At 68.2% G+C, this 12683-nt stretch carries 12 protein-coding genes; 6 read left to right on the top strand and 6 right to left on the bottom strand.

The genetic code is table 11. The annotated features are described in order from the left end of the window. The gene (locus RCP80_RS02810) at positions 1 to 1146 is read right to left on the bottom strand and encodes a thiolase family protein (RefSeq protein WP_308480901.1); all 1146 of its coding nucleotides are present in this window, start codon (positions 1144 to 1146) and stop codon (positions 1 to 3) included. Positions 1147 to 1353: 207 nt separating this feature from the next. Here RCP80_RS02810 and RCP80_RS02815 point away from each other — a divergent pair, with 207 nt between their 5' ends. Both RCP80_RS02815 and RCP80_RS02820 read left to right on the top strand, forming a co-directional pair. Continuing rightward, a complete protein-coding gene (locus tag RCP80_RS02815) occupies positions 1354 to 2853 on the top strand; it encodes an aldehyde dehydrogenase family protein (protein ID WP_308480902.1) in 1500 nt (499 codons plus the stop codon). Beyond that, complete coding sequence (locus RCP80_RS02820) at positions 2850 to 4055, top strand: cytochrome P450 (RefSeq protein WP_308480903.1); 1206 nt, start codon at positions 2850 to 2852, stop codon at positions 4053 to 4055. The genes RCP80_RS02815 and RCP80_RS02820 overlap by 4 nt, the downstream gene beginning before the upstream one ends. Before the next feature lie 3 nt (positions 4056 to 4058). Here RCP80_RS02820 and RCP80_RS02825 read toward each other — a convergent pair whose 3' ends face one another. Both RCP80_RS02825 and RCP80_RS02830 read right to left on the bottom strand, forming a co-directional pair. Then, positions 4059 to 4946: a pyridoxamine 5'-phosphate oxidase family protein gene (locus RCP80_RS02825; RefSeq protein WP_308480904.1), complete on the bottom strand. Its 888-nt coding sequence runs from the start codon at positions 4944 to 4946 to the stop codon at positions 4059 to 4061. Between the two features lie 10 nt (positions 4947 to 4956). Then, positions 4957 to 5415, bottom strand: coding sequence for a VOC family protein (locus tag RCP80_RS02830; protein ID WP_308480905.1), 459 nt, complete (start codon positions 5413 to 5415; stop codon positions 4957 to 4959). Between the two features lie 152 nt (positions 5416 to 5567). Between RCP80_RS02830 and RCP80_RS02835 the strand changes: the two genes are divergently transcribed. Further along, positions 5568 to 6083, top strand: coding sequence for a CGNR zinc finger domain-containing protein (locus RCP80_RS02835; RefSeq protein WP_308480906.1), 516 nt, complete (start codon positions 5568 to 5570; stop codon positions 6081 to 6083). A 52-nt stretch (positions 6084 to 6135) separates the two neighbouring features. On the opposite strand, the gene RCP80_RS02840 is transcribed toward RCP80_RS02835, so the two are convergent. The 3 genes from RCP80_RS02840 to RCP80_RS02850 are packed head-to-tail and all read right to left on the bottom strand — an operon-like array spanning position 6136 to position 9408. Then, complete coding sequence (locus tag RCP80_RS02840) at positions 6136 to 7770, bottom strand: medium-chain acyl-CoA ligase Mig (RefSeq protein WP_308480907.1); 1635 nt, start codon at positions 7768 to 7770, stop codon at positions 6136 to 6138. Between the two features lie 25 nt (positions 7771 to 7795). Beyond that, positions 7796 to 8419: a cysteine hydrolase family protein gene (locus tag RCP80_RS02845; RefSeq protein WP_308480908.1), complete on the bottom strand. Its 624-nt coding sequence runs from the start codon at positions 8417 to 8419 to the stop codon at positions 7796 to 7798. Beyond that, positions 8416 to 9408, bottom strand: a complete 993-nt coding sequence (locus tag RCP80_RS02850; RefSeq protein ID WP_308480909.1) for a Rieske 2Fe-2S domain-containing protein — start codon at positions 9406 to 9408, stop codon at positions 8416 to 8418. Before RCP80_RS02850 ends, RCP80_RS02845 begins: the two co-directional genes overlap by 4 nt. Before the next feature lie 83 nt (positions 9409 to 9491). Here RCP80_RS02850 and RCP80_RS02855 point away from each other — a divergent pair, with 83 nt between their 5' ends. From RCP80_RS02855 to RCP80_RS02865, 3 genes are read left to right on the top strand one after another with little or no spacing between them, the layout of a single operon-like run. Next, a complete protein-coding gene (locus tag RCP80_RS02855) occupies positions 9492 to 9950 on the top strand; it encodes a nuclear transport factor 2 family protein (protein ID WP_308480910.1) in 459 nt (152 codons plus the stop codon). Next, the gene (locus RCP80_RS02860) at positions 9947 to 11563 is read left to right on the top strand and encodes a flavin-containing monooxygenase (protein ID WP_308480911.1); all 1617 of its coding nucleotides are present in this window, start codon (positions 9947 to 9949) and stop codon (positions 11561 to 11563) included. Before RCP80_RS02855 ends, RCP80_RS02860 begins: the two co-directional genes overlap by 4 nt. Positions 11564 to 11567: 4 nt before the next feature. Beyond that, entirely contained in the window at positions 11568 to 12677 is a 1110-nt protein-coding gene (locus tag RCP80_RS02865) for an alpha/beta fold hydrolase (RefSeq protein WP_308480912.1), read from the top strand. The last annotated feature ends 6 nt before the right edge of the window (positions 12678 to 12683 follow it).

Below are 12683 nucleotides of genomic sequence, written 5' to 3' on the forward strand. Positions count from 1 at the left end.
TTAGGTGGTGAGGATGGTGGCGGCGGCGGTGCCCGGCGCGCCGTAGAGCTGGGTGAAACCGACCTTCGGGGAGCCGGGGACCTGCCGGTCGCCGGCCTCCCCGCGCAGCTGCCGCACGATCTCGTGGATCTGGCGCAGACCCGAGGCGCCGATCGGCTCGCCGTTGGCGATCAAACCGCCGTCGGTGTTGATCGGCATGGCGCCGCCGATCTCGGTGGCCCCGTCGGCGAGCAGCCGCTCCTGGTCGCCGTCGGCGCAGAAGCCGCACTCGGCCATGTGGATGATCTCCGCGCCGGCGTCGGTGTCCTGCAACTGGATGACGTCGACTTCCTCGGGGCCGATTCCGGCCTTCTCGAACGCGGCGCGCGCGGCGTACACGGTGGGCGCGACGTCCTCGTCCACCGGGGCGAAGGTGGTGTTGACCTCGTAGGCCCCGTAGGTGCGGGTGCGGACCTCGACGGCCTTGAGGTAGACCGGCTTGTCGGTGTAGCGGTGCGCAATGTCGGCGCGGCACATCACGACCGCCGCCGCACCCTCGTCGGGCGCGCAGAACATGTACTGCGTCAGGGGATAGTTCAGCATCGTCGAGTTGAGGATGTCTTCCTCGGAGATGGCCTTGCGGCGGAAGGCGTTCGGATTGAGCACGCCGTTGCGGAAGTTCTTGGCCGCGACCTTGGCCAGCGTCGCCTGGGAAACGCCGTGGGTGTGCAGGTAGCGGTTGGCCTTCATGCCGAAGAACTGGGTGGTGAGGTATTGGCCGTTCTCGGCGTACCAGCGCGGCATCCCGACCAGGGCGGGGTCCTCGGTGAAGGCGCCCTTGGGGTGCTTGTCGAGACCGACCGCGATACCGATGTCGTAGTCGCCGAGCCGGATACCGTCGGCGCAGGTCTTGGCCGCGCTGGCCGCCGTCGCGCAGGCGTTGAACACATTGGTGAACGGGATGCCGGTCAGGCCGACCATGCCGACGATCGCGTCCGGGTTGGCCACCGTCCAGCTGCCGCCGGCAGCGGCCTGGATGTCCGACCATTGCACGCCGGCGTCGGCGACGGCCGCCAGGATGGCGTCGACTCCCATCTGCATGGCGGACTTGCCTTCGAATCGGCCGAAGGGGTGCAACCCCACGCCGATGATGGCCACCTCGTTCACATTCACCCCTTCTGAAGCGCCGCACCGCACCGTTGAGCCGCCCATTGGACCGCCCAACCGTAACACTTACAGTAACTTGGCGGGCGCGGTGGCGCGGGACGTCTGGCGAAGATACTGTAACCTTTACCGTTGATCGTCCCGAAGTTCGCTGTAGTCGTGATTGTGGAGCTGTACGCCGGGGGTTCGGCAGGAAGGCGTAGGCATCAGATGAGCAGTTCGGAGCGAGACGAGCTGTGCGCGCTGTTGCAACGGCAGCGCGACGACTTCCTCGCGCAGGGACCGCCGGATCCGGGGGTGCGGCGGAACCGGATCGACCGGCTGCAGGCCCTGGTGTTGGACAACACCGACGCCCTGGTGGAAGCGATGGGCGCCGACTTCGGCACGCGCTCGCGGTCGGCGTCGCTGTTCACCGAGGTGGTCGGGATGATCCCGGTGATAGAGCACACCCGAAAGCAGCTGGCGCGCTGGATGAAGTCCACCAAGCTGCTGCGGCTGGCCCGGCCGTTGGGTCTGCGTGCCGAGGTCGAGCCCACACCGCTGGGCGTGGTCGGCATCATCGGCCCGTGGAACTTCCCGCTCAACCTGGTGGTGTTGCCGGCCACCGCGGCCTTCGCCGCGGGCAACCGGGTGATGATCAAGATGTCCGAGGTCACCCCGCGCACCGCGGCCCTGTTGAAAGAGTTGGCGCCCAAGTACTTCGACCCCGCCGAGTTGACCGTCGTCACCGGCGGGCCCGACGTCGCGGCGACGTTCACCACGCTGCCCTTCGATCATCTGTTCTTCACCGGATCTCCCGAGATCGGGGTCAGGGTGCAACAGGCCGCGGCACAGCACCTGGTTCCGGTGACGCTGGAACTCGGCGGCAAGAACCCGGTGGTCGTCGCTCCCCGCGGCAGCCACGCCGACATCGCCAAGGCGGCCGCGCGCATCGCGTCGGCGCGGATGGTCAACGGCGGGCAGGTCTGCGTGTGTCCGGATTACGTGCTGGTGCCCGAGGCCGGCGTCGAGGTGTTCGTCGACACCGCGCGGCGCACCTGGCAGGGCATGTTCCCGACGATCATCGCCAACGGCGACTACTGCTCCAGCGTCAACGAAGCCAACTTCGATCGGGTGCTGGGCCTGCTCGACGACGCCCGCGGCAAGGGTGCGGCGGTGGAATCGGTGACCCCGGCCGGAGAGCAACTGCCGGACCGGACCAGCCGCAAGATCGGCCCGACGTTGGTGCGCGGTGTCGACGACGCGATGCGGATCGCGCATGAGGAGATCTTCGGACCGGTGCTGGTGGTGCTGCCGTACTCCGGACTGGTCGAGGCCGTCGACTACATCAACGCGCGGCCCGCCCCGCTGGTGGCCTACTGGTACGGGCCGGCGGACGACGACTTCCGGACCTTCGTCCGCGGCACCCGCAGCGGCGGTGTGGCACGCAATGACTTTGCCGCCCAGATGATCCCGTCGGCCGCTCCCTTCGGCGGGGTGGGGCGCAGCGGCATGGGCGCCTATCACGGCAAGGCGGGCTTCGACACGTTCAGTCATCACCGGACGGTGGTCGGTTCGGATCTGCCGTTCAGCATCACCGGCACCGCGGCGCCACCGTTCACCGCGCCGATGAAGCTGTATGCCGACGCCGCACTTCGGCGGGCCCGCAACAAGACTCGTCGCCGGCTGGCCCGTCCCGGTTCGCCCTCGAGTTCAGGAGAAAGCCGATGAGCACGGCCACCGTAGTGTTCGACCCGTTCTCGGAGGACTTCTTCACCAGTCCCTACGAGATCTACCGGCGGATGCGTGAAGAAGCACCGGTGTACTACAGCGAGCAGTACGACTTCTACGCGCTGACCCGGCACGCGGACGTCGCGGCCGCCTTCAAGGACCACGAGACGTACTCGTCGGCCTACGGCGTGGACCTCGCGCAGGTACGGAAGGGCCATGTGACCGAGCACGGTTCCATCATCGCCATGGACCCGCCGGCGCACCGTCGGATGCGCAGCCTGCTGAACCGGGTGTTCACGCCGCGCGCGATCCAGGACAAGCGCGACCTGGTCACCGAGAGCATCGACAAGCACCTCTCGGCGGTCGATCCGGCCGGCTTCGACTTCGTGCAGGACTTCTCCGCGCGGTTCCCCGTGGACGTGATGACGACCATGCAGGGCGTGCCGGAAGAGGACCGCCAGCAGATCCGGGTGTGGATCGATGACTTCCTGCATCGCGATCCCGGCCAGGTGGACATGAGTGAAGAGGGCCTGAAATCGGCGATCGACATGGCCGTCTACTACTTCCGGTTGGTCAAGAAGCGGCGCACCGAACTCGGTGACGACCTGCTGAGCAAGCTGATCGAGGCGGAAATCGAGCGGGACAACGGCGAGATGGAACCGCTCGACAATGTGGAGATCACCGAATTCGCCACGCTGCTCGGTGGTGCCGGCGCCGAGACGGTGACCAAGCTACTCGGCACCGCGGCCGTGGTGTTCGCGCAGAATCCCGACCAGTGGCAGCTGTTGCTGGACGACCGCAGCAAGGTTCCGCTCGCCGTCGAGGAGTTGCTGCGCTACGAGGCGCCGGCGCAGTACAACGTGCGCCGCTCGATGCGCGAGGTCACCCTGCACGGGGTCACCATTCCCGCGGGCAAACCGGTGTTCCTGGTGGGTGGTTCGGCCAACCGCGACCCCGAGGCCTGGACCGATCCGGACACCTTCGACGTCGACCGCGATCGCACCGAGGCGCAGAACCTGGGCCTGGGTTACGGCATCCACAGCTGCCTGGGTGCCGCGCTGGCCAGGCTGGAAAGCGCGATCGCGCTGGACCGGATGCTGGACTTCATGCCCCGCTACGAGGTGGACTGGAGCGGCTGCAAGCGGGTCAACATGCAAAACGTCGCCGGTTGGAGCAACGTCCCGGTGCGGGTGCTGCCGTGATCGTCAGGGATTGGCGGGGGAGAGTTCCGGTGCGCTCCAACGCAGCGGACCGGGCCCGTCACGTTCGACCACCTCGGAGAGGTTGAATTCGACGAAGCACTGGGCGGCATCGGTGAAAGTATCCGGCTCCCAGACCAGTTGGGCGACGCCGGTCAGTTGGAGGGTGGCGCCGGACGCCCAGTCCATTACGAGAAGCCCGCAGTGCGGGTTCACCTCGATGTTGCCGAGCGTCATGAACAGCGAGTTACCTCGGTAGTCCGGCCAGCGCAACCGGTTGGCCGAGAGTACCTGCACGAAGCCGGGATTGCCGCCGCGGTGGGAGGCGTCGGCGTTGCCGTCGGCGTCCGCGGTGGCGACGAAGAACGTGTCGGCCTCGGCGATCATCCGCCGCTGCCGCTCGTCCAACCCGGCGGCGCGCCGGGGCGCGGACCGCTCGACTTCCGGGGTGAATGATTCGAGGTGCCTGCGCGAGATGTACTTCGGGCAGTTGGAGTACACCTGATCAACGGTGACGAGCAGGCCGTCACCGCGGGCAGCGACGGCGCCGTTGGCCCGCATCCGCCGTCGCCGCTGCGGTTGTAAGGCGATCATCCCGATCCGGGTGGGCCGGGTCAGGGCGGCCGCCAGCGGATCGCCCGGGGCGGGGTGGGCGGCCACGGCGATCGTCCGCTGGTCGACGGCACGCACGAAGCCCGGCGGCCCGACGAGTTCGCTCGCCCACAGCCGGCCGCCCGCGTCGGCGGCGCCGACCACCACCATCGGCTGTTCGGCGAGGAAGTTCGCGGCAGCCTCGGGAATGTCGCGGTGGATGCCGTTGCCGACCTTCGCGGCGATATCCGATTGACCCATGCGTTGCTGTACGGCGAGCTCACCCGCGTGGAAATGATTCATCGGCCGGGGTTCAGAAGAAGCCACACGTCGGTGCCGCACCGTTCGGCGCGGGTGCCGACTCGGCGCCGGTGGGTGCATAGACCTCGAGCCGGATTCCGTCCGGATCGGTGAAGAAGATGCCGCCCGATGGCAGCCCCTCGCCGTGGGCGACCACCCCGTCGTGGGCGAAGTCGACGGCGAGCTCGCGCAGCGCCGATTCCACGGCCCGCACCTGCTCGACGCTGTCGACCTGGAACGACAGGTGGTGCAGGCCGGGCGTGTCGGTGGCGAACGCGCCGCTGCTCTGCTGCCAGAGCGTGAGCACCAGCGTGCCGTCGTGACCGAGGAAGGCCCACTGTTTCGACTCGTCGGAACTTGCGGCCAATTGCTCGAAGCCGAGGGCGCGGCGGTAGAAGTCGGCCGACTGTTGCAGGTCCGACACGTTGAGCCCGACGTGTCCGGTCGCGAGCTGGGGTGCGGTGGTGGTCATGGCAGTCCTCCTGAGATGTAACCGGTGTAGTCATTTCACTGGTTAGACGATAACCCGGCTGCGGCGGCGACGCAACCGGTAAAGTGAAGATTGATGGTTAGGGAGGGGAGGCGGTCACGGTGCCGGACCCTGCGCGCTCGTTAAGCTCAGTCGTGCGCGATCCACGGCCCCACGTCGGCGAACCGCTGGCGTTGGACCTGCTGAACACCCAATGGGTGGACGACGGCCCACGCGATCTGCTCACCGACGTGGCCGGGCTGCGGATCTGGCTGACGTCGGCGGGTCTGTCCGGCCGCGCGACCGCCGACACCCGGACGCTCGAGGCTCTGCTGACCGCACGCACCGCGATCCTGGACGCGGTCCGGCACGGCGGCCAGGACGCGCTCAACGAGGTCCTCGACCACGGCCGGATCCGCAGGCGCCTGACCGACGACGGTCCCGTCGACCTGCCGGACGTTGCCGACCCCGCCTGGCTGCCCGCCTGGGTCGCCGCGGACAACCTGCTGCACTTGCTCGCGACCGCGCCCGACCGGATCCGGCAGTGTGCCCACCCCGATTGCGTGCTGTATTTCCTCGACACGTCCAAGAACGCCACGCGCCGTTGGCATTCCATGGCCATCTGCGGTAACCGCGCAAAGGCTGCCCGGCACTACGCCAGGCGGTCGTAACCGGGGATTTCGGCGTGATCACGCACGGTGAGCGTGTGGGATCACGCCGAAATCACCCCTGGGCGGCCTGTTCCTTGGCCCAGCGGTAGTCGGCCTTGCCGGCCGGGCTGCGCTCGATGACGGGACGGAACACCACCGCCTTGGGCAGCTTGTAGCGGGCCAGCGTGGTCCCGGCGTGCGCGATGAGTTCGTCGGCCGCGACCGCCTCGCCCGGTGCCAGCGCGACCACGGCCACCACCTCCTGGCCCCACCGGTCACTGGGGCGGCCGGCGACCACCACATCGAGCACCGCGGGGTGCGACGCCAGCGCGGTCTCGACCTCCTCGGCGAAGATCTTCTCGCCGCCGGAGTTGATGGTCACCGAATCGCCGAGCAGATGGACGTTGCCGTCGGCGAGGTGACGCGCCCGGTCACCCGGAATGGCGTACCGCAGGCCGTCGACCACCGGGAACGTGCGGGCGGTCTTCTCCGGGTCCCCCTTGTACCCCAACGGGACCGGTCCGCGCTGGGCCAGCCAGCCGTTGCCGTCATGGCCGGGGGCCAGCACGCCGCTGAAATCCTCGGCGATGACGCAGGTATCGGGTCCCGGCTTGAAGGTGCCGGTGGACACCGCGCCCGGCGCCGACATGTGCGTCATCTGCGCGCCGGTCTCCGACGAGCCGACGCCGTCGATCACGATCAGCCCCGGCTTGAGGTCGATCAGCCGCTGCTTGGTGGTCGGGGTCAGCAACGCGCCGCCGTTGGCGACGACGTTGAGCGAGGAGACATCGACCCCGCCGCGTTCGATGGCATCGGCAAGCGGGCGGGCCATCGCATCGCCGACCACGGTGATCACCCCCGCCCGGTGGCGGGCGATCTCACCGAGCACGACGTCGGCATCCAGGCGGTTCGGCACTTGCGAGAACAGCACCGTCTGGCCGGTGGTCAACGCGGTCATCACCCCCCATTGTGCGGCCCCGTGCATCAGCGGCGGCAGGATCAGCAACGTCATGCCGGGGTTGGCGCGGGCCTTCTCGACGATCTCCTCGATCGATTCGCAGGTGTGCCCGCTGTAGAGGTCGCGCCCGCCGAACGAGGCCACGAAGATGTCATGTTGCCGCCACAGCACGCCCTTGGGCATCCCGGTCGTGCCGCCGGTATAGAGCACGTACAGATCGTCCGGGTCGGCGTGTACGGGTGGGGCCGCGGACGGCACCGAGGCCAGCGCCTCGTTGTAATCCACTGCGCCGTCCAGCAGTTCGTTGCCGGACTGGTCGGGGATCTGGATGAGCACGCGCAGCCGAGGCAGCTCGGACCGGATCTCGGCGACCCGCGGCGCGAACTCGGCGTGGTAGAGCAGCGCGGTGGCGCCGGCATCGGCGAGCAGGTATTGCAGTTCGTTCTTGACGTAGCGGAAGTTGACGTTGAACGGGGCGACCCGGGCCCGGAACGCGCCGAGCATGCCCTCGACGTACTCGGGCCCGTTGTGGGCGTAGATGCCGAGCAGGTCCTGGCCGGCCTGGTGTCCGGCGAGTTCAGGCCGCGGCGTATGGCAACCCAGGCCCTGCGCGTGCAGATAGGAGGCCAACCGATTGGAGCGCTGCGCCACCTCGGCGTGGGTGTAGCTGCGATCGCCCTGGATGAGCAGGGGCCGGTCCGGGATCGCCGCCGCGATCGCATCGGCCACTGCGGGAACTGTGAATTGCATCGGTGCTCCGTACAAGTCGGGCTGGTCAGTAACGCTGCCAGCTATCGATCAGGGCATCGGTGGTGGTCACCGTGGACAGCAGGGACAAGGTGTTGTCGATGATCGCCGCGCCGTACTCGGTCGGGATGCCGGCCACCGCGTCGCGGGGCAGCACCACCCGGTAGCCGGCGTTGACGGCGTCCATCACCAGGTTGGGGATGGCGACGTTGAGCGAGACGCCGACCGCGACAATGGTGCGCACCCCGAGGTTGCGCAGGATCGCGTCGAGATCGGTGCCGCCCATCGGACCCAGCCCGTGCCAGCGCTGCAACACCAGATCGGTTGGCTCCGGCCCGAACTCGTCGAGCAGGGCGGCGCCGGCGCTGCCCGGGGCGATGTCGACGTCGTTGCGGCCGAGCGCGAACAGCTTCGCGTTGTGGTTGGAACCCCGTCCGTCGGCGCGGCGTTGCACCAGGCAGTGCACCACCTCGGCGCCCGCGGCGCGCGCCACCGGCAACAGCCGGGCGATGTTGGGCAGCGCCTCGCGACGGGCCTCCTCGGCCAGCATGGCCAGACCGGCCGCCGGCCCGACCACCGCACCCTGCAATTCCTGGGTGATGACCGCGGTGTGACCGGGCGCGACGAGATCCGCGAGCGGTTCGCGGGTCATGCGGGGGCGTCGTAGAACTGTTTTGCCCACTTGCGCATGGCCATATAGGGTTTGGCGTCGATCTTGGCCAGCGGCGGATTCTCGACGTACTTCTGATGGCGCCAGATGTCGCAGTCCTCCCACACGGTCTTGAGGTACTGCCGCTCGACCTTGGCGCGGACGTGCTCGGGCGGGACGTCAGAGGTCTCGCCGGGTTCCTTGGGCCACCAGATGGAGTAGAACATGTCGGAAACCTCGTCGTCGACCGGCGTGCACGCGAAGATCAGCCGGTGATTGGACGAGCCCTCGAATGCGCTCATCGCGAAGCCGAGTCCGGAGAAGTGGCTGTGGATGCGCAGCGCCATCGCGTCCGGGTCGTCGCTGCGCGCATCGGGCCAGCCGGTGAGGAACCGCCATTCTTGATCCTCGTGCTCCCAATGGAGACAGACCGGAGTCACCGTGGCCTTGTGCACATAGCGGAAATGTGAACTGTCGGGACCGTTCTCGGCGACGATCTGCGGGTGCACCGGGATGGCGTCGGCGCGGCTGGAGAACTCCGGGTACGGGCGGTAGTAGGCCTCCGGGTCGGTCTCGAACTGCGGGAACTTGTGAAAGATGTCGGGCAGTTCCCACCGCGGCGGCTCACCTTGGGGCTGGTACCACATGAAGATGCAGCCGTACTGTTCCCGGACCGGGTACGAGCGCAGCTTCAGGCCGCGGTTGGGCCGGTCGGGCTGATACGGAATGTAGGTGTTGTCGCCCTGCGGGCCCCACCGCCAGCCATGGAACGGGCACTCGACGCAGTCGCCGACCACCTTGCCGCCGTGACCGATGTGCGCACCCAGATGTTTGCAGTGCGCCTCCAGCAGGTGCAACTCGCCGGATTCGTCGCGGTAGGCCGCCAGATCCTCCCCGAAGAACTTCAGTGCCTTGACGTCGCCGACTTCGAATTCGGCCGACCACCCGATCATGAACCACCCGGTGACTTTCCAGGTGAACGGCACTTTCATCGGGGCACCCCTTCTTACGCACGGAAGTTACGGAATAGATTACAGTAGCTGTTTCCGGAGGTCTATCAAGGAGGCAGCGCAGGATGACCGAACCGCAAGCCACGGACCCGCGTGACGAGATCGAGGCGATCCGCCGACTCAAGGCGCAATACTGCCGCTTCCTCGACACCCGCGATATCCCGGCCTGGCGTGGGCTTTTCGCCCCCGATGTCGTCGTCACCCTGGATCTGGCGGTGTCCACCGGGGGTGCCGATCCGCAGACGATGCCGCCGCTGGAAGGCCTCGAGGCGTTCGAACCGGTGGTGCTCGGTGGCATCGCCGACGCCGCGACCGTGCACCACTGCCACACCCCCGAGATCGACCTGACCTCCGCGACCACCGCCACCGGCATCTGGGCCATGGCGGACCTGCTGGTGTGGGAAGGACGGGAACTGCACGGGGCCGGGCACTACCACGAGACTTATGAAAAGCGCGACGGCCGATGGCTGATCAAAACCCTGCACCTGACCCGGACGATGCTCAAGTTCACGGAGTCGGCATGAGCGAGCAACGCTACGACGCGCTGGTCATCGGTGCCGGCTTCTCCGGGCTGTACATGCTGCACAGGCTGCGCGGCCTCGGACTCTCGGTGATCGCGGTGGAGGCCGGGGAAAACGTCGGCGGCACTTGGTTGTTCAACCGCTATCCTGGGGCGCGCTGCGACATCGAGAGCATCGAGTACTCCTACAGCTTCTCCGAGGAGATCCAGCAGGAGTGGGTGTGGACCGAAACCATGCCCGCCCAAAAGGAGATCGAGGCCTACCTGAACTTCGTCGCCGACAGACTCGACCTGCGCGGCGACATCCGGATGGACACCCGGGTGACCGCGATGGCCTTCGACGCCGAGGACGCCGCGTGGCGGATCGACACCGACACCGGCGCCCGTTTCGTCGCCTCCTACGTGGTGGCGGCCTCGGGCATCCTGTCGGTCCCGCTGGAACCGGACTACCCCGGCATGGACTCGTTCGACGGCGCGTCGCTGTACACCGCGAGTTGGCCCAAGGCCGGCTTCGACCTGACCGGTAAGCGCGTCGGGGTCATCGGCACCGGATCCACCGGCGTGCAACTGATCCCGACCGTTGCTCGAGAGGCCGCGCACCTCACGGTGTTTCAGCGCTCGGCGGCCTACACCCTGCCCTGGGCGGTGCGCCGACTCGACGCCGGTGAACTCGATGCGCTCAAGGCGTCCTATCCCGAGATCCGCGCCGCGCAGCGCGAACATCCCGTCGGTGCGGCCCGGTTGAGCGCCTTCTCGCTGCTGCTCGACATGCTGGCCCGCCCGCCGATCAAGTCCGCGACCCGCGCGGAACAACTGCGCGCCATCGACGAGCACGGCGTCATGGGGGCGCTCAACTGGGGCGACGTGTTCTTCGATATCGAGGCCAATCAGATGGCCGCCCGGCTCTACGGCGAAGCGATCGCGCGCATCGTGCAGGATCCGACGACCGCGGCCGCGCTGGTACCCACCCACCCGTTCGGCTGCAAGCGCCCGATCATCGACCAGGGCTACTACGAGACCTTCAACCGCGACAACGTCACGCTGGTGGACCTGCGCTCCGACCCGATCCGGGCGTTGACGCCGACCGGGATCGCGACTGCGCGCGTTGAGCACGAACTCGACGTGATCATCTATGCCACCGGTTTCGACGCCATGACCGGAGCCTTGAGCCGGATCGACATCACCGGCCGCGACGGCGCCTCGTTGCGGCAGGTCTGGCAGGACGACGGCCCCACGTCGTATCTCGGGTTGGCGGTCGCGGGATTTCCCAACCTGTTCATCATCCAGGCGCCCGGCAGCCCGTCGGCCGCGACGAATTTCGTTGCGGCGCTGGAGCAACACGTCGAATGGATCGGCGAGTGCATCGACTACCTACGGGTCAACGGCCACCGCACGATCGAGGCCCGGCCGGAGGCGCAACGGGACTGGATCGAGCACACCACCTCGCTGGTGGAGCCGACGGTGCTGGCCCACCCGAGCTGCAACTCGTGGTACAACGGTGCGAATGTGCCCGGCAAGAGGCGCCGTTACATGGCCTACACCGCAGGGATTCCCGAGTACCGGCGGCGCTGCGACGAGATCGCCGCCACCGGCTATCCCGGCTTCGAACTGGCCTGACCGCATGCGACCCCAGGAACGCCTCACGACCATCGTCCGGGAACTCGCGCGCGTGCTGCCCCGATCGGTGGCGGTGCTTTCGGACGCCGAGGGCCCCTCGACGCTCTCGCCGCGGGGGCTGCGCCAACTCGGCGAGGTCGCCTTGGATGAACTCGTGGTCACCGGGATGACGCTGACCGCGGCGCCGCCGGGCGTGCCGGCCGGGGTGTCCAGCTATGCGGCAACCGCCGCGGAACTGACCGCGCTCGGCCGGGCGGATTCCTACCTGAAGCCAAATCCGTTGCTGGTGAGCGCGATCAGGCGTCGGCTGGCCGGACGATTCGCGTTCGAGGAACTGAGCTATGACCACGACCCGCGGCTGCCGCAGTGCCTGAGCCACATTGGCGGGTCCGCGACCGCGGTGTGCCATCTGGTGCGCCACCGCGGTGGTCCGCGGCCCTGGCTGGTGTGGGTGCACGGTGCCGGGCAGGGCGGGCTGTCGGACTTCGCGGTCGCGCGGGTCGGCCGGATCCATCGCGAGCTCGGCTACAACGTCGCATTGCCCGTTCAACCCGGTCATGGCAGCCGTCGGCACCGGTGGCCGACCTACCCCGACACCGATCCGGTGGCCAATGTCGCGGGCATGATGCGCACGGTCTCCGAGGTTCGCGCGTTGATCCGGTGGCTCCAGCCGCAGGCCACCACGATCGCGCTGGCCGGGCTGTCGCTGGGCAGCGGGGTCGCCGCGCTGGTGGCGGGCCTGGAGGAGGTGGACGGCGTCGCGCTGTACACGCCGATCCTGGGCCTCAACGCGATGATCGCCAACCATCTGCACCGCTGGGGCGGCGCGGCCGACGAGGTCGGCACGGTACTGGGGTCGCCGGCGGTCACGGAGCTGACCGCGGTGATCGATCCGCTGACGGCCGACCCGCTGCCGCCGCCGCAGCGGCGCTTGATCGTCGGTGCCTGGCATGACCAGATGGCGATGCGAGCGCCCGCGTTGGCGATGCACGAACGCTGGGGCGGCGAATTATATTGGCACGACGGCGGTCACGTCGGGCACCTGTTCTCCGGGAAGGTGCAGCGAGTGACCGAACGGTTCCTGCGCGCAGTGGCCGCGGGTGAGTCACGGTGAGGGTGA

The organism is Mycolicibacterium sp. MU0053 (assembly GCF_963378095.1).
GTDB lineage: Bacteria > Actinomycetota > Actinomycetes > Mycobacteriales > Mycobacteriaceae > Mycobacterium > Mycobacterium burgundiense.